General features: G+C 43.3%; 27 protein-coding genes and 2 riboswitches. Of the genes, 10 read left to right on the top strand and 17 right to left on the bottom strand.

Annotated elements, in window-relative coordinates; all coding sequences use genetic code 11:
• Positions 1–6: 6 nt before the first annotated feature.
• The 7 genes from ABD010_RS10605 to ABD010_RS10580 all read right to left on the bottom strand — a co-directional run bounded on the left by ABD010_RS10605 (position 7) and on the right by ABD010_RS10580 (position 4,728).
• A complete protein-coding gene (locus tag ABD010_RS10605) occupies positions 7–537 on the bottom strand; it encodes an ATP-binding cassette domain-containing protein (protein WP_343812807.1) in 531 nt (176 codons plus the stop codon).
• A 17-nt stretch (positions 538–554) separates the two neighbouring features.
• Positions 555–1,466 (bottom strand): ATP-binding cassette domain-containing protein, encoded by a 912-nt coding sequence (locus tag ABD010_RS10600; protein WP_343812804.1) that lies wholly within the window; start codon positions 1,464–1,466, stop codon positions 555–557.
• Between the two features lie 243 nt (positions 1,467–1,709).
• Positions 1,710–1,754 carry an erythromycin resistance leader peptide gene (locus ABD010_RS18370; protein WP_142301762.1) on the bottom strand — a complete coding sequence of 15 codons (45 nt, stop codon included), beginning with the start codon at positions 1,752–1,754 and terminating at the stop codon, positions 1,710–1,712.
• A gap of 74 nt (positions 1,755–1,828) precedes the next feature.
• Positions 1,829–2,647: a multinuclear nonheme iron-dependent oxidase gene (locus ABD010_RS10595; RefSeq protein ID WP_343812802.1), complete on the bottom strand. Its 819-nt coding sequence runs from the start codon at positions 2,645–2,647 to the stop codon at positions 1,829–1,831.
• A 35-nt stretch (positions 2,648–2,682) separates the two neighbouring features.
• Positions 2,683–4,128: a sodium/pantothenate symporter gene (gene panF / locus ABD010_RS10590; protein ID WP_343812799.1), complete on the bottom strand. Its 1,446-nt coding sequence runs from the start codon at positions 4,126–4,128 to the stop codon at positions 2,683–2,685.
• Positions 4,125–4,406 carry a YhdT family protein gene (locus tag ABD010_RS10585; protein WP_343812797.1) on the bottom strand — a complete coding sequence of 94 codons (282 nt, stop codon included), beginning with the start codon at positions 4,404–4,406 and terminating at the stop codon, positions 4,125–4,127. The genes panF and ABD010_RS10585 overlap by 4 nt, the downstream gene beginning before the upstream one ends.
• Positions 4,407–4,482: 76 nt before the next feature.
• Positions 4,483–4,728 (bottom strand): MGMT family protein, encoded by a 246-nt coding sequence (locus ABD010_RS10580; protein ID WP_390350865.1) that lies wholly within the window; start codon positions 4,726–4,728, stop codon positions 4,483–4,485.
• A gap of 398 nt (positions 4,729–5,126) precedes the next feature.
• Between ABD010_RS10580 and ABD010_RS10575 the strand changes: the two genes are divergently transcribed.
• Both ABD010_RS10575 and ABD010_RS10570 read left to right on the top strand, forming a co-directional pair.
• Positions 5,127–5,489: a PadR family transcriptional regulator gene (locus ABD010_RS10575; RefSeq protein ID WP_343812793.1), complete on the top strand. Its 363-nt coding sequence runs from the start codon at positions 5,127–5,129 to the stop codon at positions 5,487–5,489.
• Positions 5,476–6,477, top strand: coding sequence for an HAAS signaling domain-containing protein (locus ABD010_RS10570; protein WP_343812791.1), 1,002 nt, complete (start codon positions 5,476–5,478; stop codon positions 6,475–6,477). Before ABD010_RS10575 ends, ABD010_RS10570 begins: the two co-directional genes overlap by 14 nt.
• A gap of 67 nt (positions 6,478–6,544) precedes the next feature.
• Here ABD010_RS10570 and ABD010_RS10565 read toward each other — a convergent pair whose 3' ends face one another.
• The 3 genes from ABD010_RS10565 to ABD010_RS10555 all read right to left on the bottom strand — a co-directional run bounded on the left by ABD010_RS10565 (position 6,545) and on the right by ABD010_RS10555 (position 11,919).
• On the bottom strand, positions 6,545–10,228 hold the full coding sequence (locus tag ABD010_RS10565) for a 5'-nucleotidase C-terminal domain-containing protein (protein ID WP_343812789.1): 3,684 nt from the start codon (positions 10,226–10,228) through the stop codon (positions 6,545–6,547).
• 324 nt (positions 10,229–10,552) lie between these two features.
• Positions 10,553–10,975 carry a DUF4064 domain-containing protein gene (locus ABD010_RS10560; RefSeq protein ID WP_343812787.1) on the bottom strand — a complete coding sequence of 141 codons (423 nt, stop codon included), beginning with the start codon at positions 10,973–10,975 and terminating at the stop codon, positions 10,553–10,555.
• A 23-nt stretch (positions 10,976–10,998) separates the two neighbouring features.
• The gene (locus ABD010_RS10555; protein ID WP_343812785.1) at positions 10,999–11,919 is read right to left on the bottom strand and encodes an aminoglycoside phosphotransferase family protein; all 921 of its coding nucleotides are present in this window, start codon (positions 11,917–11,919) and stop codon (positions 10,999–11,001) included.
• Positions 11,920–12,035: 116 nt separating this feature from the next.
• Positions 12,036–12,150, top strand: a riboswitch (TPP riboswitch).
• A gap of 180 nt (positions 12,151–12,330) precedes the next feature.
• Between ABD010_RS10555 and thiW the strand changes: the two genes are divergently transcribed.
• The 5 genes from thiW (at position 12,331) to thiE (ending at position 15,860) form a co-directional block, all read left to right on the top strand.
• Entirely contained in the window at positions 12,331–12,819 is a 489-nt protein-coding gene (thiW, locus tag ABD010_RS10550) for an energy coupling factor transporter S component ThiW (RefSeq protein ID WP_343812782.1), read from the top strand.
• A 9-nt stretch (positions 12,820–12,828) separates the two neighbouring features.
• Positions 12,829–12,931: riboswitch (TPP riboswitch) on the top strand.
• Between the two features lie 59 nt (positions 12,932–12,990).
• Positions 12,991–13,680: a thiaminase II gene (tenA, locus tag ABD010_RS10545; protein WP_343812780.1), complete on the top strand. Its 690-nt coding sequence runs from the start codon at positions 12,991–12,993 to the stop codon at positions 13,678–13,680.
• Positions 13,677–14,480, top strand: a complete 804-nt coding sequence (gene thiD / locus ABD010_RS10540; protein ID WP_343812779.1) for a bifunctional hydroxymethylpyrimidine kinase/phosphomethylpyrimidine kinase — start codon at positions 13,677–13,679, stop codon at positions 14,478–14,480. The genes tenA and thiD overlap by 4 nt, the downstream gene beginning before the upstream one ends.
• Entirely contained in the window at positions 14,481–15,251 is a 771-nt protein-coding gene (gene thiM, locus ABD010_RS10535) for a hydroxyethylthiazole kinase (protein ID WP_343812778.1), read from the top strand.
• A gap of 3 nt (positions 15,252–15,254) precedes the next feature.
• Positions 15,255–15,860, top strand: a complete 606-nt coding sequence (thiE, locus tag ABD010_RS10530; protein ID WP_343812776.1) for a thiamine phosphate synthase — start codon at positions 15,255–15,257, stop codon at positions 15,858–15,860.
• Between the two features lie 70 nt (positions 15,861–15,930).
• On the opposite strand, the gene ABD010_RS10525 is transcribed toward thiE, so the two are convergent.
• From ABD010_RS10525 to ABD010_RS10515, 3 genes are all read right to left on the bottom strand, one after another.
• Positions 15,931–16,188 (bottom strand): hypothetical protein, encoded by a 258-nt coding sequence (locus ABD010_RS10525; RefSeq protein ID WP_343812774.1) that lies wholly within the window; start codon positions 16,186–16,188, stop codon positions 15,931–15,933.
• Positions 16,166–16,906, bottom strand: a complete 741-nt coding sequence (locus ABD010_RS10520; protein ID WP_343812772.1) for a MerR family transcriptional regulator — start codon at positions 16,904–16,906, stop codon at positions 16,166–16,168. Before ABD010_RS10520 ends, ABD010_RS10525 begins: the two co-directional genes overlap by 23 nt.
• A gap of 249 nt (positions 16,907–17,155) precedes the next feature.
• On the bottom strand, positions 17,156–17,590 hold the full coding sequence (locus ABD010_RS10515) for a hypothetical protein (protein WP_343812770.1): 435 nt from the start codon (positions 17,588–17,590) through the stop codon (positions 17,156–17,158).
• 130 nt (positions 17,591–17,720) lie between these two features.
• Between ABD010_RS10515 and ABD010_RS10510 the strand changes: the two genes are divergently transcribed.
• Positions 17,721–17,909 (top strand): hypothetical protein, encoded by a 189-nt coding sequence (locus ABD010_RS10510; RefSeq protein WP_343812768.1) that lies wholly within the window; start codon positions 17,721–17,723, stop codon positions 17,907–17,909.
• 60 nt (positions 17,910–17,969) lie between these two features.
• Here ABD010_RS10510 and ABD010_RS10505 read toward each other — a convergent pair whose 3' ends face one another.
• The 3 genes from ABD010_RS10505 to ABD010_RS10495 all read right to left on the bottom strand — a co-directional run bounded on the left by ABD010_RS10505 (position 17,970) and on the right by ABD010_RS10495 (position 19,392).
• Positions 17,970–18,788 (bottom strand): squalene/phytoene synthase family protein, encoded by an 819-nt coding sequence (locus ABD010_RS10505; RefSeq protein ID WP_343812766.1) that lies wholly within the window; start codon positions 18,786–18,788, stop codon positions 17,970–17,972.
• A 134-nt stretch (positions 18,789–18,922) separates the two neighbouring features.
• Positions 18,923–19,276 carry a UPF0158 family protein gene (locus tag ABD010_RS10500; RefSeq protein ID WP_343813041.1) on the bottom strand — a complete coding sequence of 118 codons (354 nt, stop codon included), beginning with the start codon at positions 19,274–19,276 and terminating at the stop codon, positions 18,923–18,925.
• A complete protein-coding gene (locus ABD010_RS10495; protein WP_343812764.1) occupies positions 19,237–19,392 on the bottom strand; it encodes a hypothetical protein in 156 nt (51 codons plus the stop codon). Before ABD010_RS10495 ends, ABD010_RS10500 begins: the two co-directional genes overlap by 40 nt.
• Positions 19,393–19,503: 111 nt before the next feature.
• On the opposite strand from ABD010_RS10495, the gene ABD010_RS10490 reads away from it, so the two are divergent.
• Together ABD010_RS10490 and ABD010_RS10485 are read left to right on the top strand one after the other, a co-directional pair.
• Complete coding sequence (locus ABD010_RS10490) at positions 19,504–20,043, top strand: sugar O-acetyltransferase (RefSeq protein ID WP_390350864.1); 540 nt, start codon at positions 19,504–19,506, stop codon at positions 20,041–20,043.
• 75 nt (positions 20,044–20,118) lie between these two features.
• Positions 20,119–20,565: a YaiI/YqxD family protein gene (locus tag ABD010_RS10485; RefSeq protein WP_343812760.1), complete on the top strand. Its 447-nt coding sequence runs from the start codon at positions 20,119–20,121 to the stop codon at positions 20,563–20,565.
• Between the two features lie 97 nt (positions 20,566–20,662).
• On the opposite strand, the gene ABD010_RS10480 is transcribed toward ABD010_RS10485, so the two are convergent.
• The coding region (locus ABD010_RS10480) for a glycosyl hydrolase family 18 protein (protein WP_343812758.1) at positions 20,663–21,280 on the bottom strand (618 nt) is incomplete at its 5' end.

Below are 21,280 nucleotides of genomic sequence, written 5' to 3'. Positions count from 1 at the left end.
TTTTATTCAGTATTTCAATTTTAATTGCCTTCCCTCCATTTCATATACAGAATCAGCGACCCGATTCACAAACGTTCGATCATGTGAAACCAGAAGAACTGTTCCTTGATAGGCTTTCAAAAATTTTTCCAATGCCACGATACAATCAACATCCAGAAAATTCGTCGGTTCGTCCAGAACAAGCACATTGTATCTTCCCAGGAAAAGCTGACACAACACAAGTCGTATCGCTTCCCCGCCACTTAAGTCCCGTACATCTTTTTTTATATCATTGCCAGTAAAATTCATGGCATCCAGAGCGGCACGAATCCTTCCCTCATTTTGATCGCTCCTGTTTTTCATATACAATAGTACCGATTCCGCCTTAATAAACTGAAAATCCATTTGTTCGTAAACACCAAAAACCACTTTTGGAGACAGCTCAATATCTTCCCCTTGATTTACGATATGCTTGAGAAGCGTTGTCTTTCCGGAACCATTTTTTCCGGTTAGGGCAATGGTTGCTCCCAAAGGAAACTGGAAACTTGCCTCCTGCAAAAGCAGTTTATCACCGGTTAGGTTAACCGGTCCGCCATAACCGGAAACTTGTTATGCATTTGTAATGCCTTGGACTGATGAATATAAAGTGGCGTTTCCTCTTCAGGGGCTTCCACAACATCCAGCTGTTCGACCCGCTGCTCAATAGCTTTTGCTGCACGCTGTACCGACTTCTGGCTTGTTCCTTTTGATTTCGTCATAAACATTTTATTAGCTTTGGCCTTTGTATCTTTTTTGGACACCTTTTTATTGGATTGCGTTACCTTTTTTGCCTTTTCCATTTTCTCATCCGCCGCGCTTAACAGCCTGTTTTTCTCTTTCACATACAATTCATGCTGCTCCTGCTGCTGTTTTCTTTCCAATTCCTTCTGTACGGCATAATCAGTATAGTTACCCGTATACTCGGTGATTTTTCCATCTTTGATTTCCCAGATCTTTGTGACCAACTGATCCAACACGTATCGATCATGACTCACCAAAATCAACGCTCCATAGTAGTACATTAACTGATTGATTAAAAAATCAGTGCCCGCAGTGTCTAAATGTGTTGTCGGTTCATCGATTAGCATTATTTCATAATACAGGGAAAACAATTGCGCCATCTTCATCCGCGTTAGTTCACCGCCGCTCCATTCCCCCATATCCAATTGCGGAACCGATAATTTACCAAGCAGTTCATAATCCATTTCACCATCAACCGTCTGTGCAGTTTGTTCAAAGTAACCAATATCAGTTAAGCGATGAATTTTCCCTTTATTTGGTTGAATACTTCCGTTAATCAATTTCAATAACGTACTTTTTCCTGATCCATTTTTTCCAACAAGTCCAATTCGGTCAAATTGGTACACTGACAGTTTCGAAATATCCAACACTAATTGATCTAAAAAGGACACTTCAATGTTGGTTAACTCCAGTTTTAATTGTTCCATATCTACCCCTCCGAATAAAAAAATCACAGACATCTGCCTGTGATCGGAGTAAGCGGAAGTGGAACAAATAATGGTTCCAGAATAATAAACTTCTACCATAAAAATTTTTTCATATAAAAATTAGAAAAGACTGATCGAGCCGCCTTTCCACTACTGAAATTTGTTATATTACGGATTACTAAAAAAGGACAGACTACTCCCGTTTACTCCGCATTCACAAGCAGAGCCTTTGAACGTATTAAATTACTGGTTCAAAGTTGGGAATCGCAATCTCATCGCATGTGTCACTTTTTTAATAAGCCTCCTTAATTTATAATTTCAGTTTAATTATATGCAGTAATGCTAAGTTAGTCAACTTCATTTTAGCTTATTCCTGAAATAAACGTGTTAAGTTCCGGAACTTGCCTCTTCAGAACGTCCGAAACTGTCCTCCATTCAAATTTCGGTCCAACCCCTCCATATTCCAGCGAAGCAACCCATGGCTCCAGCCAATTTCCGTTTTGAACGTTTTGCAGTACCCAGTCAGCTAATTCCCAGTCTTCTTCAGTCAATGGCATGCTGTCACGAAGCCTATTGTTATCATCTTTTTGTATACCGGTAATGTGCAACTCTTTCAAATGGTCAAGTGGAAGTCGTGGTATGTAGTCATATACATCCTTCCCAAGGTATTTACACGTCATTTGTGCGTGAGCTGTATCCAGCAGAAATCCGCAGCCAGTGTTCCGGATAATTTCCGAAATAATATCCGGATCAATGATTGGACGAAGCATATTGCCATCGAAGCTGCGGTAAATGACATTTTCAGCAATAACACGGTCTCGACCAAAATAAGCAGCAACAGTCTGTATATCTTCTGTCACCCGTTGAATCACGTCATCGATTTCACCGGAATCCTGAGTGTTGATATCAATGTGCGGAAAATCCTTCGCGAAAGCCACAAGGTGTACATTGACATAAGGTGTGTCTGTTTTTTTCAGCAATCCTTCAATCTTTGACCAGTCTGTTTGATCAAGGTTTCCGCTTCCGACATTCAAATCGAAATGCACATACGACGGTCTGAGTGATTTTGCCGTTTTGATAAGATCCAGATCAAAATCCGGACATTTAAATAAATCAAACTTCACAGTACCCTCTTCCAGCAGATCATATACTTCCGGTGAATAGTTCACTGCAAACTTCATTAAATTTCCCCTTGAATAAAATTAAATACACCTGCTTACCCATCCATTCTGAGCCCTTTAGCAGATTGCTTTGTTGCCAGACTTACCAATACATACATGACGAACGATGCCACTATCGGCAGAACAACAGAATGCAGTCCCAGCGGTTTCGGAAAAAATGATTCAGACAAAACATACAACCCGATCCCGGTAAACATGGAAGCCAGCGCACCGTATTTGTTCCCTTTCTTCCAGTACAGCCCCATAATAATCGGCCAAATGAATGCCGCTTCCAATCCGCCAAAGGCAAACAAATTCAACCAGATGATTAAATCAGGCGGATTCAATGCCATGATGAAAATAATAATACCAAGAAGTGCAGTAATGCCCATGCTTAACTGTTTGATTTTTTCATGGGAAGCATCCGGACGCACATAGTTTAAATATAAATCTTTGACGATTGCTGAGCTGACCAGAAGCAGCAATGAATCAACTGTCGACATGATTGCTGCCATTGGTGCCGCCAGTACAATACCAGCGAGCCAATTCGGCAGGACTTCCAGCGCAATCAGCGGCATCACTTTGTCACCAACTTCAATCCCGGGTAAAATCGGCCTGGCAAATACACCAATCAAATGCATGTTCAGCATAATAACTCCGACGACAATTGTCCCGATAATAAGTGCACGATGCATGGACCGGGCACTTTTGTAGGACATGGCCCGTACAGCAATTTGCGGCAGTGCGACAACCCCAACGCCAACCAGGAGCCAGAATGAGGATACATATGTTGGCGTAAGACTGCCATCCGCTCCGAATGGTGTAACCAGATTCGGATTTTCATTGCTGAGGTCTGTCATGATATTCGAGACCCCGCCGCCTGCAATAATCGTGGCAATCAGCAGAATCAGCGTTCCAACGAACATAATAATTCCCTGAATCGCATCTGTCAGCGCAACCGCACGGAATCCGCCGATCACCACATAAACCAGCACAGATAATGCAAAAATAAACAAGGCACTCGTATAAGAAATACCGATTAGTGATTGAATAAGACGCGCCCCGCCGATCCATTGGGCAGCCATTGCCGAAAACAGGAAAATGACAATGCTGATGGCTGACACCAGCACGACCCATTTTGACTGGTAGCGCTCCTTTAAAAAGTCCACCAATGTGACGGCATTATACTTGCGGGTGACGATAGCGAATTTTTTACCCAAAATCATTAACACAAAATAGCCGGTAGCAACCTGTGACATTGCCAAGAGCACCCAGCCAAGTCCTTCGTTATACGCAACTCCCGGGCCGCCGATAAAGCTGCTGGCACTTCCATATGTAGCGGTCATCGTCATCGCCAAAACAAAGCCGCCGAGATTCCGGCTTCCTAAAAAATATTCCTGTAAAAATGTTGCTGATGATTTTACATACCTGCCGGCCCAGACACCAACGATGAAAATAATAATCAATAGTGCAATTAACGGTACTAACGCCTGCCAGTTCACGACTCATCCTCCTCGTCAAAAGGAATTTCCGTGAACCATTTTTTCACGACAATTGTTACGAGAATAACCATCACAATGAACCCGAGGACACAACTGTAAAAAAACCATGCAGGCAATCCGAGAATATATGTATATTCGGATGGGTCTTTGCCGCCCATTCCATAGGCAAACGCAAACCACCAGACAAAATTAAAAATCACCAGACCAACGCCTATCAATGCTTCCCTGTTGGCAATTTTAAAACGATGATCATCATTATTCGTGTTTCGATTATTCATTCCGTGCTCCTCCTCTAAAAGGGCTTACTTCATATAATATAACGGAAAATATAGCAGTTTGTAAATATTTGAAAATTTAGATATGGTGACGGTACTTGTTTACATCAAACTGGAAGTTACTCAAAAACACAACTCCTTCCGCTTCGAGTGACATTTTTTGTACTTGAGCCATTTCCTCGTCACGGATAGTAATTTTTCCTTCCGCATTGATAACCCGGTGCCATGGCAGTTGATGTTTTTTACTCATGGAATGCAGGATTCGCGACACTTGTCTCGCACCTCTCGGACTGCCGGCACATTTCGCAATCTGCCCATATGTCATCACCCTGCCGCTTGGAATGTCTTTTATAATGCTGATTACTTCTGCAGTGAATTTTTCCACGAAATGTCACCTCCCCATCTTTGAATCTCTTCTCATATTTTATCATGAAAACGAATGAATAGTAGGATCGCATACGGATACTATTACCTTCATTTAATTGTGAACTTCTAGCACTTTGACGGTGAACTTCCAGCAGGTTGACTGTGAACTTCTAGCACTTGCACGTTAACTTCCTGCACAAAATGGTTGTCTTCCAACACGTTAATCGTAAATTAGAAATCCCGACAAAATCCGGGTGATGCCAGGAATATCCTTTGCACATCATAATACAACGCAAAATAATATGCATTTTACAATAGTGTGCATCATACAGTATAATATGTTCAGGAGTTGATAACATGAGCGGCACAAATGAACAGATTGATAAACTGATGCAGGAATTAAGGCGTGGAACGATTACGATTGGTGTTCTTAGTCAGCTGGAAGAACCTCAGTATGGTTATTCGTTGGTTTCACAGTTGAAGAATCATGGAGTTGACGTTGAGCCTGGAACCTTATATCCACTACTGAGAAGACTGGAGAAACAAGGTCTTTTAGACAGTAAATGGGACACAAATGAATCAAGGCCAAGGAAGTATTATCTGTTAAGTAAAACAGGCAAAGAAGTATACGATCAGCTTTATGTTGAGTGGAAACGTGTTGTATCAAGTTTGGATAACCTAATTAAAGGAACGGGAGGACGAGGAAATGGAGATGATTGAACGGTATATTTATGCGGTAACACAAAAGTTGCCAACTTCGCAAAGAAGCGACATTGCGGAGGAACTTCGAGGTCTCATTGAAGACATGTTAACGGAACGTACACAAGGCGGTAAACCAACGGATAAAGATTTGGAAAATGTTTTAACTGAATTGGGGAATCCCAGGCATTTGGCACAAAAATACCGTGGAATAAAAAAATACCTGATTGGACCAGAAATTTTTGATTTGTATGTTCTGGTTTTAAAAATTGTTTTGATTTCCCTTGCTGCTGCGATAGGTATTGGCTTTATTTTACAAACAGTACTGGAGCCTATTTCCATTCTCGATCATTTTATTGATCTTATCGTCTCAATGGTAACGAGCATTCCAGCCGCTATTGGATGGACTACACTTGGCTTTGCACTCGGAGAATATTACGGTGGATTTAAGTCAATAGATTTGCAAGTCGATAAGGACTGGAACCCTTCAAGTCTGGCACCTATTCCAGATAAAAAACGGCAAATCAAACGCTATGAGCCAATTATTGGTATAGCATTTTACACGTTATTAATCGTAATGTTTGCTTTTTCCAACGAATTTTTCGGTGTCTGGGTATTTCATGAAAAATTCGCTGGTGTTGTACCATTTTTAAATGAAAATACGTACGTTTCTTACCTATTCTTTATTATCCTCATTCTCGGCTTTGGGATATTAAAGGAATCGTTAAAGTTAGTTTATGGGAAGTGGACGATTAAGCTTGTCGTCTATTCAGCAATAGTCAATTTAATTTCGATGGTAACCGTTATGATCATGATTAATGGGCCAGCATTTTGGAATCCGGACTTCATGGTTGAACTAACCCAGGCCGGCTTACTTTCTAAAGGTAGTGACGCATATGGGACAGTTAGTAAGATATGGGAACAATCCACATATTGGATTCTGGTTTTACTTGTGATTGGACTAATTTGGGATGTAATCGATGGGTACATTAAAAGCCGTAAAAGTTAGCTTGAGTAGATAAGTAAGTAAAGCGCACCAGCACTGACACGAGAGTTGGTGCGCTTTTTCAAACTAATTATTGCAGACTGACCTTCAGCACGGTCCCTTCAAATTCCCGCATTACAATTTCTTTTGACGTTTCACCATTTGTTACAACAAGTGTTATATCTTTTTTCTGCAAAATATCCACTTGCTTCTTATTCAGCAGCAGTTTTCTTGGTTTTTTCTCATTGTAAATGTCGATAATTGCGCGGACGCCGTTATCCAGTGCGCGCAGATCTTTCGTGTGTACTGTTGCCGTTCCGTTATTGTCTTTTGGTACAATAACCACTTCTTTTGGCTGTTCGCTTCCATCACCGTTGGACGTTGTAATGCGTCCTTCCGGTCCGTATTGAATCGGATCCGTTTCTGAGCTGTTCAGACTTTCTACAAATTCAACAGTTGCTTCCAAATCAGACGGGCCTGTTACAGGATTTTCGCCAAGTTCGCTGATTGGTGCGTATTTATCGCCAGTTGATGTACCCATATAGTTATTGACTGTCAGTGTATACGTTTTATCCATATCGACTGGCGAGCCATCCGGCATTGTAACATCTACCACCGTATTCGTTTCAGGATTCCAGGTATAGTGAAAACCGCTGATACTGTAATCCGGTCCATACTGCGGTGATAATTGTGCCTGGATGATTGGATAAAGATCTTCACCTTTGATTTCAAATTTCATCAGCGTATTGCCGAATGGCTGAATATTGTACAGATCGCCCCAAGTAATTTCCCCTGCAAGCAGATCATCACGAATTCCCCCGCCATTCATCATTGCAAAATCACTGTCCATGGCAGCTTTCATGCCATCCGCAATCAGGTTACCGAGCCCGTGGTCCCCGTTATTGGAATAATCACCAGTAAGGTCCTGGGCATTATAGCCGACCACTTCATTAATGATTGGGGCAACCATGTCTGCATATTTTTGCAAAATATTGGTTACAGCCGGATCTGGTTCAACCTGGCTTTGATTAACAAAGACAACTTCCGCTTCTTTGCTTACAATATCACCTGTCTCACGGTCAATTTCCACGTCGACATCAGCAAATGCTTTTCCATATTCAGATGCCTGTACAATTAATTTTCCATCGACCACACCATTGTTGACAACATGATTATGGGCAGAAAAAATCACATCGACTTCATCATCCACTGTATTCGCTAATTCAGCAGCCTTGCCTGTTACAGTGTCACCGCTTTGCTGGCCGGGAATATGTGACAACAGAACAATCGATTCGACACCTTGCGCCTTCAACTCGTCAACTGCCTCATTTGCAGCAGTTGACGCATCGGTAAACTCAATATTCTGAATTCCTGATGGCATTACCATACCCGCAGCTTCTTGTGTGATCACACCGACGAAGCCAATTTTTTCACCATCAACTTCTTTCACATAATACGGCGGAAGAAAAGTATCGCCGGTATCTTTATACACACAGTTGGCACATAACACCGGGAAGTTCATGCCATCATAGTTTTCGGTGCCGTCCGGGTGTTCGCCGCCATTAACCATACGCAGTAATTCATCGGTTCCTTCGTCAAATTCATGATTGCCGACAGTACCGACATCAAAACCGATTTCCTCCATGATTTCAACGGTCGGTTCATCCTGCAGCAACCCGGACACCGGCGAGCTTCCGCCAATCATATCCCCGGCATGAACAATCAATGTATTCGGATTCGTCTGCTCACGTTGTTTAATTGCCGAAGCGGTATAGTTCATTTTCCCATACGTATGGAATGTGCCGTCCCCATCCGGATCAAGCTCGTATTGCTGGTCAATTTTTCCGTGCAGATCATTCATGCTGAGTAACTGTACGGATAGATTGCTATCCGATGAGCCATCGTCATCACCGGCAAATGTGTAGCCATTTTCCTGAGCGGAAGCTTCATCCCAGAAAAACACCCGTTTTTCAACAGGAACATCCGCCCAGTTTTCCGGCAGTACATATTCTTTTGTAGCAGAATTCCCTACATATTTATCAAACGCTTCCTGATTATCGTGGGTCCGAAAAACAAATGGCAGCTCCATAAGCGGATCGTCCGGATCCCAAATGCCAATTCCGGCATCTTTTGCTTCTCTTACTGCATTTTGATAGGTTGGATAAACTTCTTCATTGAACGGTGCGATAAAATACGATACCGCATAACCTTTGCGCACCATTTCCAAATTAATATTTTTTCCGTCTTCTTTACGGACAATTTCTGCCAGCAATCGTCCATAGCTGTCAGTCGGTTCCTCACCGACTTTCACCTTCACTTCATCGCCCGGCTGGAGCAAATCCTTCATATAGGATTTTGCTTCTTCACCAAATCGCTTCTGATTGGCATTGATTTCATCCCGTGCCGGATCATCATTATGTGCCGTATATGTTTCCGGTGTATCGATATTTAAAAAACGTACCTTTGTCGTGCCGAGAACTGGTGTTTCGAGATGAATCGTGTCCCCATCCGTTACACTGGCAACGGTAGATTCATAAGTACCAGCTGCTGATGGTGGTTCAGGCTGGTCATCAGCCAGCTGAATATCTGCCTGCTCCGTTGGAATTAACTGATAGGCATTATATTGACTGACAATCGCCGTAATATCGTACCATTTTTCCGGCTCAATCTGTGACACATCCAGTGCATTTTCCATCACTCGGAGGGTCGTACCATTGTAGTCAGAATCAATCAAAGAAATATTGTATCCACCGCCGGCCGGGCTATCCGGAATATTGTCAATGTAGCCATTCACCTGGACAAGCTCACCTGCATATGACTCCGCAACAGCAGGGTCCTGAAGATCAGCAAGTGTAATCGATTGCGGTTCAGGCAGCTCCTGTCCCGTTTCGAGGACCTCAATGGATGAAGGAATAACCTCTTTCAACCCATTATATGTGTCCAGCTCTCCGGAAACTTTTACTTGTTCCCCTTCTTCCAGCTCCGGAAATTCACCCTGTTCAAATGCAAAAACATTGATGCCGCCTGTCTCGTCTTGTATGTAAGTTGTTAATTGGGCACCATTACTGATTGCATTGCTGTCAACAGTTACTATGCCGTTAACCGTCACTGCAGTCCCATCCGTCAATTCCCGGGCATCTGCAATTGTATATTCTTCACCGGGGTCACCCGGGTCATCCGGTGGGTCATCCGTTCCAATACCGTCCATTGTGTGGCTGCCAAGGTAGGCGAACGTATTTGCAGCATAATCTGTCCATTCTGAATCAACATATGTTGCAGTCGGCTGCTTAACTTCTGCATTCCGAACCAGTGTTACATCCTTGGCGTACTCGTTTTCGCTGCCTACTGTGCCGATTGCATCAACAACATTGCCGTTCTTTTTTAAAACAAATGCATCATTTCCATTAAAATTAATAACCGATGCGTTTTGCAAATCTGCTTCCGCCAAAATTTCCTGTGCGGCATTCTGATGTGCGATTACATATACCTCATTATGTTCCAGTGTTCCGGACAACTGTACAGATTGTGTTGGTTCCGCCGCACCATTGCTGTACAGCTCAATGGAAAAATCCGATAAATCTACCAGGTTTCCCGTGCCATTGTACAGCTCAATCGCTTTGTTGTACGAGCTTCCTTCCACATACTCTGAAATGATTAAGCCTTCCGCCGTGTCTCCACTGCCTGCTGCTGTTACCAGAACTGTCGAATAGTTCATAAAAACAAGCGTGAAAATAAGAAAAAGGCTCATTATCCGCTTCACAGTTAGATTCTTCATCAACACCCTCCATTATGAATAGATTATGACTCACTATTAATATGGCATAGTAAAAATGCCCACACAATAAAGAGTTTGTAAAATATAGTAAATTATTACCAGTTTTATAGATTTTTTTGAAAAAAGGTACATAATGCCTACGCGCTGAAGGGAACCGTTGTCAAAGGATTTTGTAAAATTGACCTGAGCCTGTCGCCGAGCAGTTATTGCGGTTGATGTTTCCCCGTTTGCGGTTGATGTTTGGCCCGCAGCGGTTGATGTTCTCTTTCATTCTACCCAAAAAAAAGAACAGCCTCATCTGGGCTGCCCTTCTTAAAATTTATCCTATTCCAATGTCTGAGCCGGTTTTGGCTTGCGTGCCAGCGCCATAATTCCGGCAATTAAGAAGAAGATTGCTGGTATTATAACACTAAGGACGGTTACAATCGTGCCAATAACAGATGTAATAATCAAAATAATTCCGGCTGCTTTTGGCTTTTTATTTCCCTTAAGGAATACAGCAGCGACGATTCCTAAAATCAACGATACAACAGACACAATCGCAAACAGCATGATGCCGCCTGACATAGTGTCAAACATAGCCATAACGTCACTTGCCGACATTTGCGGGGTAGCCATTTCATTTGCCATGTCCGACATCAGTTGTTCATTGCTTAATACTGTTGCGCCTGCAAAGCCTGCAAACGCGCATAAAGCATATACTACAATTCCAATAATTGATAATACTATTTCTCCTGTCCGTTTCATTCCAATTTCTCCTCCTCTTCATTTCATTCGACCCGTGCCATTAAACTGACGACATATTGATCGAGCCTCTCTTTCATTATATCATCGGTCAGTCCGGTAACACCAAACGCTTCCCAGCCTGGATAAACTTCCGGCGGCCCAACCAGCATATCCGCCACAGAAACTACATCCCAATATGGTTCATATGTAAACCGTGACCCGGCAAGTTCCCGATAATCCCTGAGAAACCCATCTGCTGCTTCCACGCCATGCAACATGGCCAGATTAACGCGGCAATGCCCGACGTCAACACCGCGTGGCCCTTTGCAGCCGTTGACCCAATCCACAACACCACTGACCGATCCATTGTCCCACAATACATTTGCTGGATGATAATCCCGGTGGATAAAGCACTCCGCCGTTTTCATTCGTGGAGCTTTTAAAAGATTAATAGCCTTTTTCCATGATGTTGAAACATTCGTCCAAGTCGGGATTTCAAATGAAAAAATATCATTATAGCTGTTGTGCCAGTATGGAAAGTCATCGGCATCAGTTCCGTGGAATTCCGCCAAGGCTTTAGCCAAGCCATAAAGCCACTGATCCATACGCTTAGGCTTCAGTTCCACCTCACCATCCAAAAGCGTCATTAAAATAACTGGGTAACCGCAAATGTCGCCCTTTTCATCATATGCAATAAGTTCCGGACTTACAACCCCTGTCTTCTTTGCCATCCGAAGACATGCAGCTTCATGATAGGCTAAATCAGGCTCTTCTTCCAGCCATTCCTTATTATCAAACTGCCGGACTACATAGTGATTCAGTTTCTGTCCTGATCGGAGTGCAATGCGATGCAGCGTTGAAGAGGTACTCCCCTTCAGCTGTTGATAGGATTCAACGGTTGCTTTTGGATTCGTATTATCCACAACCCAATCCAGCACCGATTCTGATAATTTTACATTGGTCATCTTCAGCCGCCCCCCGTTCACTATGTAATACGATTAATTATATAAAAAGTTTCGTGATTCCATGACAAATCATAATTCTTTTGTTATGCTTACGTTGAACAGTTAAATAATTTCAATTTCACTACTAGGGGTGCCCAAAATGCGGGCTGAGAGGAAAGCGCACATCAGCTTTCTGACTCTTATGGACCTGATCTGGCTAATACCAGCGGAGGGAAGTAGACATGCAATTTTTATCCAGCAGACTATTTCAAGTCAGGTCCTTCATGGGGTCTGGCTTTTTTTGTTTCCTTAGAAAAACTGTTATTTGCCTCGTCTTATAGCGAGTGATGAACTTTTTCATATAAGGTCTACCTAACTTTTACCCTTTGACGGTACAAAAACAGTCTCACCCCTAATGAAAGGAGAGATTTATTGAACCGAACCAGATTAATGACGACGATGGCTGTATTTGTTGCAATCGGCACAATCGGTTCCCAGTTGCTCTGGTTTCCGGCGGGTGTCGCAAAAGCGTATCCCGTCCAGCATGCCGTGAATGTAATGGCTGCCGTAACACTCGGGCCGGGACCTGCTGTTGTAATTGCATTCATGATTGGTCTAGTCCGCAATATGTTGGGACTTGGCACACTGCTGGCTTTTCCGGGCGGCATGATTGGTGCTTTTTTAGCCGGAACGCTTTATAAAAAAACTGGCAAAAAAGGGATGGCGGCACTAGGCGAGGGGATTGGAACGGGAGTACTCGGCGCACTGGCTTCAGCTCCTATCGCCAATTTGTTGATGGGCAGTTCTGCCGGCGCATTATTTTTTCTGCCATCATTTCTTGTCAGCAGTGTTTCCGGTGCATGCATCGGCTGGCTTGTTGTCGCAAAAGTTAACCAGCGGAAACTATCACTCGAAAATTAAATAAATACGATGAACTGCTGGGGGCGCTGTTTTGGCTGAGAAAAGGAATTCCTTTGTCCCTTGGAACCTGAACAGGATAATACCTGCGCGAGGGAAGTAGTTGCGAACTCTCCATCTATCTTCCATTAATCCCCCAGCAGCTTCCATTACCATTTCAAGGAGGCTTTTTTCATGACATTTTCACAGGTTTTACGCGAAGAAAATAAAGACATATTCCAGGCTATTTTTGACCATCCATTTGTTGATGGGATTGGGAAAGGTGATGTACCGAATCAGGCAATTGCCCACTATATCAAAGCCGATTTTGAATATCTGAATGCATTTATGCGTACTTACGGGATTGCAGTCTCCAAATGTGATTTGCGTGACGATATGCGTTTTTTCGATGAGCAAATTCAATTCATACTGAACAGCGAAATCCACCCGCACCACAACTTTTGCAATCATATTGGGGTCGGATACGATGAACTCCAGGGCTATCCGCTGCCGCCAACGGCTGATCATTATGTCAAACACATGATGTATCATGCACAATTGGGGAGTCTGGGTGAAACATTATGTGCGCTTTTGCCATGCCCCTGGACGTATTTGGAAATCGGTCAGGAACTAATGGAAAAATATCAGCCAAACCAAAATCACCCCTTTTATCAGTGGATCCGTTTTTATGCAGATAAAGAGGTTGGAAAAATAACAACGGAAATGCGGGAGCGGCTTGATAAAATTGCCGAGAATTCCTCCTTTAAACAACAGCAAAAAATGAAAGAAGCTTTCCGTAAAAGCTGTCAGCTGGAACTATCGTTTTGGGAAATGGCCTACACGTGTGAAGAATGGCCACTGAATGATGGGGTGATCAGCAAATGAATAAAATTCCATGTGTGCTGACCATCGCAGGCACTGACCCAAGCGGCGGTGCGGGAATTCAGGCCGATTTAAAAACATTCCAGGAATTACAAACTTACGGCATGTCGGTGATTACCTCCGTCGTTGCTCAGAATACAACTGGGGTCAGGCAGGTTCACCACCAGCCCGTCGAAATGATTGAGGAGCAGCTTGATGCTGTTATATCTGACATCCCATTTCACGCGTTCAAAACCGGGATGATTGCAACAATTGACATGATGAGGTCAGTTGCCCGGAAAGTATCTGAATTGGATATTCCATTTATTATGGATCCGGTTATGGTAGCCAAAAGCGGGGACCCTTTAATCGCCAGCGATGCCCGCAGCTATTTAAGAGAAGAGCTTCTGCCGATGACGACGCTGATCACACCAAATATACCGGAAGCGGAAGATATTATCGGATGGAAAATTGAAGATACAGAAGCCATGCAAACAGCGGCAAAAGAAATCGTCCACACATATGGTGCTGGCGGCGCATTGGTAAAAGGCGGACATCTGGAAGGTAAAGCTATCGATATTTTATACGATGGCGAAAATGTAAACAGCTTTGAAGCGGAACGCATCGATACGAAGCACACGCACGGAACCGGATGCACCTACTCTGCTGCAATTACAGCATATATCAGCAGAGGGGAAACGTTACCTGAAGCTGTAGAAAAAGGAAAAAACTTTGTGACGGCCGCTATACGTGATTCTTTTCCACTGGGACATGGGAGCGGTCCAACAAACCATTGGGCATTGCGCCAGGAAAAGGTGAGATAAATGAATAAAATGATTATTAACAACGTACGGGAAAAGCAGCCATTGATCCATCATCTGACAAATCAGGTGGTCATGAACTTTACAGCAAATGGTCTTCTTTCCTTTGGAGGTGCACCGGTTATGGCAAAATCCGAGGAAGAAGCTGACGATATGGCTTCAGCTGCGGATGGTGTCCTGCTTAACATTGGCACCATCACTGCACCGGAAATCCCGGCAATGATTGCAGCAGGTAAAGCAGCTAACGAAAAAGGAGTTCCGGTTGTACTTGATCCGGTTGGAGTAGCAGCCACTCCATTTCGCACAGATGCCGTAAAAAGGATTTTAAAGGAAGTTCAACCTGCCGTCATTAAAGGAAATGCCGGCGAACTCGCCCACCTTGTGCAAATTCCCTGGGAAACAAAAGGAGTTGAATCAATAGGTAATGGCAATTCCGATGATATTGCAGTAAAAGTTGCGAAAACCCATCAGACGACAGCCATTGTCACCGGGAAAACCGATGTCATTTGCAGCGGTGAAAAGGTTCTCCACAATAACACCGGTAATCCAATTCTCGGAAAAATCACCGGTGCCGGCTGTCTGCTCGGATCTATTATCACAGCATGCCTGACAACAGACGGTTCAATTGATCAACAGGCACATACCGCAATCGAATTTTACGGGTTGGCTGCAGAATTTGCTGCCAATGGACTGGATGTAAATGGACCAGGTACCTTTCTGCCGCGATTTATCGATGCCTTGTCACTCGAAACCAACAAACTGGAAAGGATTTAGTTTATGAATCTGCGAAAATATCTGATTATGGGCAGTCAAAATTGTGATGAAGATCCTGTGAAAATATTGGAGGCTGCAATTGACGCAGGTATTACCGTGTTCCAGTTCCGCGAAAAGGGCAGTGGCGCCCTGACCGGTAATGCCAAGCTAAATCTCGGGTTCACGTTACGATTGATATGCTCGCAGCATGACATACCTTTTATCGTTAACGATGACATTGACTTGGTGGAGCCATTGGAAGCTGACGGCATCCACATCGGGCAGGATGATCAGGCTGTTGAAGAAGTGCGGAAGACTTTTCCCGATAAAGTGATTGGCCTTTCTGTATCCAACCAGTTAGAAATAGACGCAAGCCCGATTCATTTGGCAGATTACCTTGGAGCTGGTCCGATGTTCCACACTTCTACCAAGAAGGATGCGAAAAAGCCTGTTGGTCCGGAGTTGGTTCAGCAGCTCCGCAAAGAATATCCCGACAAACCGATTGTAGGCATTGGCGGAATCAGTGAAAGTAATGCCGATTCGGTCATGGCAGCCGGCGCAGATGGTGTTGCTGTGATCTCGGCCGTAACGAAAGCAAAAGATATTAATGCAGCAATACAGCGGCTCTAGCGAAATGGGTCAAAAAGTTTTTCGCGGAAAATTAGGCAAGCCCGCTGGTTTGACCGGTTGCCTTTGTACATTAGGGTGATGCGCCGTACTTTGGTCCTTTCCCGCCGTATATCGGAGCAAACCCGCCGTACTTTTGCCGTTTTACGCCGTACATCGAAAAACCCCGCAATAACGCGGATGGTTCCCGATGTTCCGGATAAATATCCTCTTTACTAATATTATCGATCCAAAACACCAAAAAAGTGGCATCTATTTTTAAAAAGATGCCACCTTTTTTCGTTTCGATACGATTTATAGGGTGAAGACTACTTTTGATGCCGATCAGCATAAACAGCCATCGCATCGCGCATGAACACTGCAAGGCCGTCACCGAACCGATCGATGTTCTTCGTGAAGCGCTCGTCATCCACATACATTTGCCCGAGTCCTTTGAAAGCATCCAATGAATAGCTGCCCATTCTATTCAGGAAATGATACCATTTTTCAATCCCTGCCTGAGCTGCGTCCGATTCCGGTGCTTCATGACGAATAACTGCCAGGTCTCTATAAATGGCATTGAATTCATCTTCAAATGCTTTTTTTTCATCTTGAGACATGCTGTTGATTTCGGCGTTCGATTCATCAACTGCTTTATCGCCCCAGCGTTCACGTGCTTCCTGTTCGTATGGGTTATGACTGAAATCAAAGCCTTCAAATTTTTCTTTGTTGCTCATTTTAATCTCTCCTTTCATATCCAGAATGGTCTTATCAACCGTCGCTAGCATTTGGTCAAGTCGGTTTCGTTTCTCCCATAGCATGTTACGGTGCATTTCCAACGCTTCCTGCCTGTCAAATGTAGGACTGTCGATAATTTCTTTTATCTTTTTCAAAGGGAAGCCCAGTTCTTTAAAAAATAATATTTGCTGCAATGTTTCCAAATCACGGTCTGAATAGATTCGGTAACCGGATTCGGTTGTCTCTTCCGGGATCAGCAACCCGATTTCATCATAATGATGCAGTGTGCGCACACTGATACCAACCAGATCAGCAACTTCTTTTACTTTCATCGATGCAGCCTCCCTTCCATTATTACTATAAAGTATCACGTTACGTTAGAGTCAATCATTTTTTTAAAAATTGGTTGTCGTCAGTCCTTTAGATGACAGCCTTAGTTGCAGTTATGCACTAAGAAAGTTTTATCCCTTCTTATCTGCCTAAAAAACGTTGGTTTCTATGCCTCAATAAGAAAGATTCACTAAACGATAAAAAATAACCACTATCCCTCCTTACAATTGGATAGTGGCGTATCATTTTAATTAATGATATCTAAACCAGACAAACCAGTCTTTTTCTTTACTTTTGGCGAGGAAAACCTGACCTTCCGCATTGCTTGCACTTTTTCCTTCCCATTTCGGAAAATGAATCCTGACCAGCCATGACATTTCAGCAACTTCTTTTCCACAAAAATTAGTGGCCATTTCATAATAAACTTCATTTTGATTGTCTCCAATAGTTTTGGGAAAAGGCGTAGCAGTGATGATTTCCCATTCACTGTACATGTCAGCGTCATCGCCCCGGGCATAAACTTTTGGAATAATCTTCTTTAATGTTTTCCTAAGTTCCTTTTCATTTTTTAATGACGTTTCTTCCAGATCTTTCGGTTCAGGGCAATCAACAGAATCTGCACGAACTGCACCTGCAGTTGTTACAAAAAATAAAATCACCAGCGTAACCATCATTATTTTTTTCATATATTTCGCCTCCATTGTGTCTACTCTTCCACAACAGATGCAATATATGAGGAGTTACTGCTGCCCATACAAAATTGGACATCCGGCCATATTCTAATAGGAAGGACTTATTAACAGGAGGTATTATAAAATGAGAGATTTGGTTTTCGTATATTTGGCCAGCATCCTCGCAGGCTATGCACTTACCATTGTACCGACATCCGCTGTCATTACCCAGGCAATCGCTGATGTACTGGGGTTAATCGGCGGGCTGGCGATGATTGTATTCGCCATTGCTATACTGGTACTGGGCGTCAAAACCCTGCTGAATAAGCATTAAGCTAACTAGTATGAGAGACCGCATCAAAGCGGTCTCTCATAAAAATCAGCTGCATTTCAATTATTTTTCTTTAATATCTTCCACAATCGTTTCGACTTCATTACGTGATATTTTTTCCCGGCCTTCCTTCAATGCTTTTACTGTCCGTTTTGCCAAAGCAAGCGGGATCCGGCAGAATACTTTAATCGTACGGGTATTAATATCGTTCATGTATTCATCTGCTTTGGCAAGATTAGTTTCCGTGTAATGAAACATGTCATTGCGGTTCCAGCCTTCCGGGACGAAATTCACGCCGCGCTCACTGTCTTCATCCTGATTCCGCAAAATATTGACCGCCTGAAGTCCACGGCCATATCCAATGGCCAAGTCACGGTCAGTTGTAGTGCCATCATACCATTCCCAAATATCGGAAAGCATGACACCAACCAGTCCGGCAACATAATATGTATAATCATCCAGATCTTCTTTCGTTTTCACATTCCAGCCTTTTTCCGCCCAGTCAGCCATCCCGCCGGCCATAACGCTGGTCGATTCCTTAACCTGTTCGACGATATCTTCAGGGCAGACTTCCAGCCAGTCACCAAGCCTGAGTGTAACTTCCGGCAGGAGCCTTTCGTAAGGCTTCAGCAATTCACGATATGCATCCTGATCAAATTCACTTTGCAGCAGAACCTTAGTCGACCGAAGCAGGTGTGATTTTGTTTCCGTATCCAACTCCTCATGATCTTCCATTTCATCAATGGCACGCATGCACAAATAAGCCGACCCTACTGTTTTTTTTAATACGGGCTTCAGCAATGTGATCGGTATGTAGAACGTTCTGCTCGTCAGTTTCAGAACTTGCATCGCATCTTTTTCCAGTTTCTTTGCTTCACTCAACCGTTACGCCTCCCTTTATTATTACTAGTATAACAAAAATTCCGAGGTAATAATATTGAAAATAAAGAGAGGCAAGTCTGGTTTACTCAAACACACATTATGATCTTTTTCCCCTGCTATCCTATTTTTGAAAATTAATCCACATATTCCACACCATGATCTTCACAAAATTGTCGGGCAATCTCTTTATAGCATTCATCACGATAATCAAACCACCTTTGCCTCAAACCGAAATCAATGATGGTATCTTTAAATCTTCTGAATGCGCCCTTTCCTCTAATCACACGCAACAAAGTATCCCTTTCCTGTGAATCTTTCAATGAATAACAAAAATCTTCAATCATGCTGTATTCATGAATATCAAATTCTGAAGGAAGTTCAACGTACATATCGCCAAAACCATCAACCACATCATATGCCCGCTTCATTTCCTCCTGCTCTTCGTCACTTAAATCCTCATAGGGTTCCCCATCTTCGGCATCTCGAATATACGTATCATCCAGGAAAAAATGTCACCTGTCTGTTTATTTAAAATTGCATTGGTTTCTTCCCATTGCATTTCGATTGCATCTACAATATCAGCAAGTTTAATCTTGACACCCATGTTTTTGTCTCCTTCATTGGCATTTATTTTTGTTCTATCTTATGATGTAAATGATGAAAATGGCAAACGTATTGATTGGAGGAAATTATTTTGCTGACGGAGAAAGAAAAAATGCTAAACGGTGAATTATATAATCCTGAAGATGCAGAATTGTCGCAGGAACGAACAAAAGCAAGGGGACTGACCAGACTGTTTAATAATACGGATGAAACGGAAGATGAACTACGCCGTGGATTACTCAGGAAACTCTTCGGATCTGCCGGCAAAAACATCGAAGTCGAGCCTGACTTCCGCTGTGATTACGGATACAACATTCATGTCGGAGAAAACTTTTATGCAAATTTTAACTGTGTCATTCTCGATGCATGTCAGGTACGAATCGGTAACAATTGCATGATGGCGCCAGGGGTACATATTTACACGGCAACGCACCCGCTGAATCCGTATGAGCGAATTACCGGAAAAGAATATGGAAAACCAGTATCAATCGGGGATAATGTATGGATTGGGGGAAGTGCGGTCATTAACCCGGGAGTGACGATTGGAAATAATGCAGTTATCGCATCAGGCGCTGTTGTCACAAAAGATGTTCCGGATCATGTTGTTGTCGGCGGGAATCCTGCGAAGATCATTAGGAAATTGTATGCGTAACATAAACATACTCAGGAAGTGGTCTGTTCAGCCTTTATTTGCTACAATAACCTGTAACGATTGGAGGGATTCGTGTTGAAAATTTACGTGGATGCAGATGCTTGTCCAGTGAAAGATATCATTATATCGACTGCGGCGGAATACGAGGTACCTGTGGTGATCGTCAAGAGCTTTGCCCATTTTTCACCGAATGATGAGCAGCCTGACGTGGAGACAATTTATGTTGATACCGGTGCTGAAGCTGCGGATTATCGGATTATGAAACTGGCCAGGAGCGACGATATGATTATCACCCAGGACTATGGACTCGCTTCACTTGGACTTGCAAAAGGCTGCACCGTCCTGCATCACAAAGGGTTTGCATACACGAATGACAACATCGATCAGCTCCTGCAGACACGGTATTTAAGTGCAATGGCACGAAAAAGCGGCAAACGCACAAAAGGACCGAAAGCATTCAGCGCTGAAGATGAACAGAAATTCACCGAACTTTTCCGGGAAAATCTTGAGAAATTGATTTAAGTTTTCCCGGTATGAACTGGTATGATGCAGCCCTCTTGACTGCCAAAACAAAAAACACCCCCAATACCCGGCATATCAGAAGTGTTTTCCGGAGTCTTCATAATTTCCGCACAGAAAAATTATCCTGCAGAACCGCCCAGTTTTGCGGGAAGACATTTCCCAGCACCCAGTAACTCGGACCACGCAAATTGTATTCTTTTATCAGATCATATTTAGCCTGCATGCTTCGGGCATCCTCAAACCATACTTCATGGCGCTGTCCGGTTTCGTCGGTATAATGAAAAAACGGAGCCTGGTACTCTTCGTTATATTCAATCGGTACACCATATTGAACGGCAAGCTGTACCGCATCCTGTGGGCTGATTGTACGTGCTGTTGTACCTTCCTGCCATGGAATTTCCCAATCGCGGCCGTATAATGGCACACCCATCATAATTTTGTCACGAGGTACAACCGACACCGCAAAGTCCAGCACGTTACGGACCTCATTAACTGGTGCAATGGCCCAAGGCCTGCCACCTGCCCAGCCCCATTCATATGTCATCGAAACAATAAAGTCGACTATTTCACCCTGTGTCTGATAATCATGTGCTTCGTATAATAATCCCGATTGATCAGCACTTTCTTTCGGCGCAAGTGCTGTGGAAACCAGATATTCCGGATGCAATCGTTCTACAACCCTCCGTAAAAAGTTATTATAATTCTCGCGGTCTTC

Origin of the sequence: Virgibacillus siamensis, from assembly GCF_039522605.1 — a bacterium.
Classification (GTDB): domain Bacteria; phylum Bacillota; class Bacilli; order Bacillales; family Amphibacillaceae; genus Lentibacillus; species Lentibacillus siamensis.
Note: the sequence above shows the minus strand (reverse complement) of the source record. Positions and strands in the feature narration are given on the sequence as shown.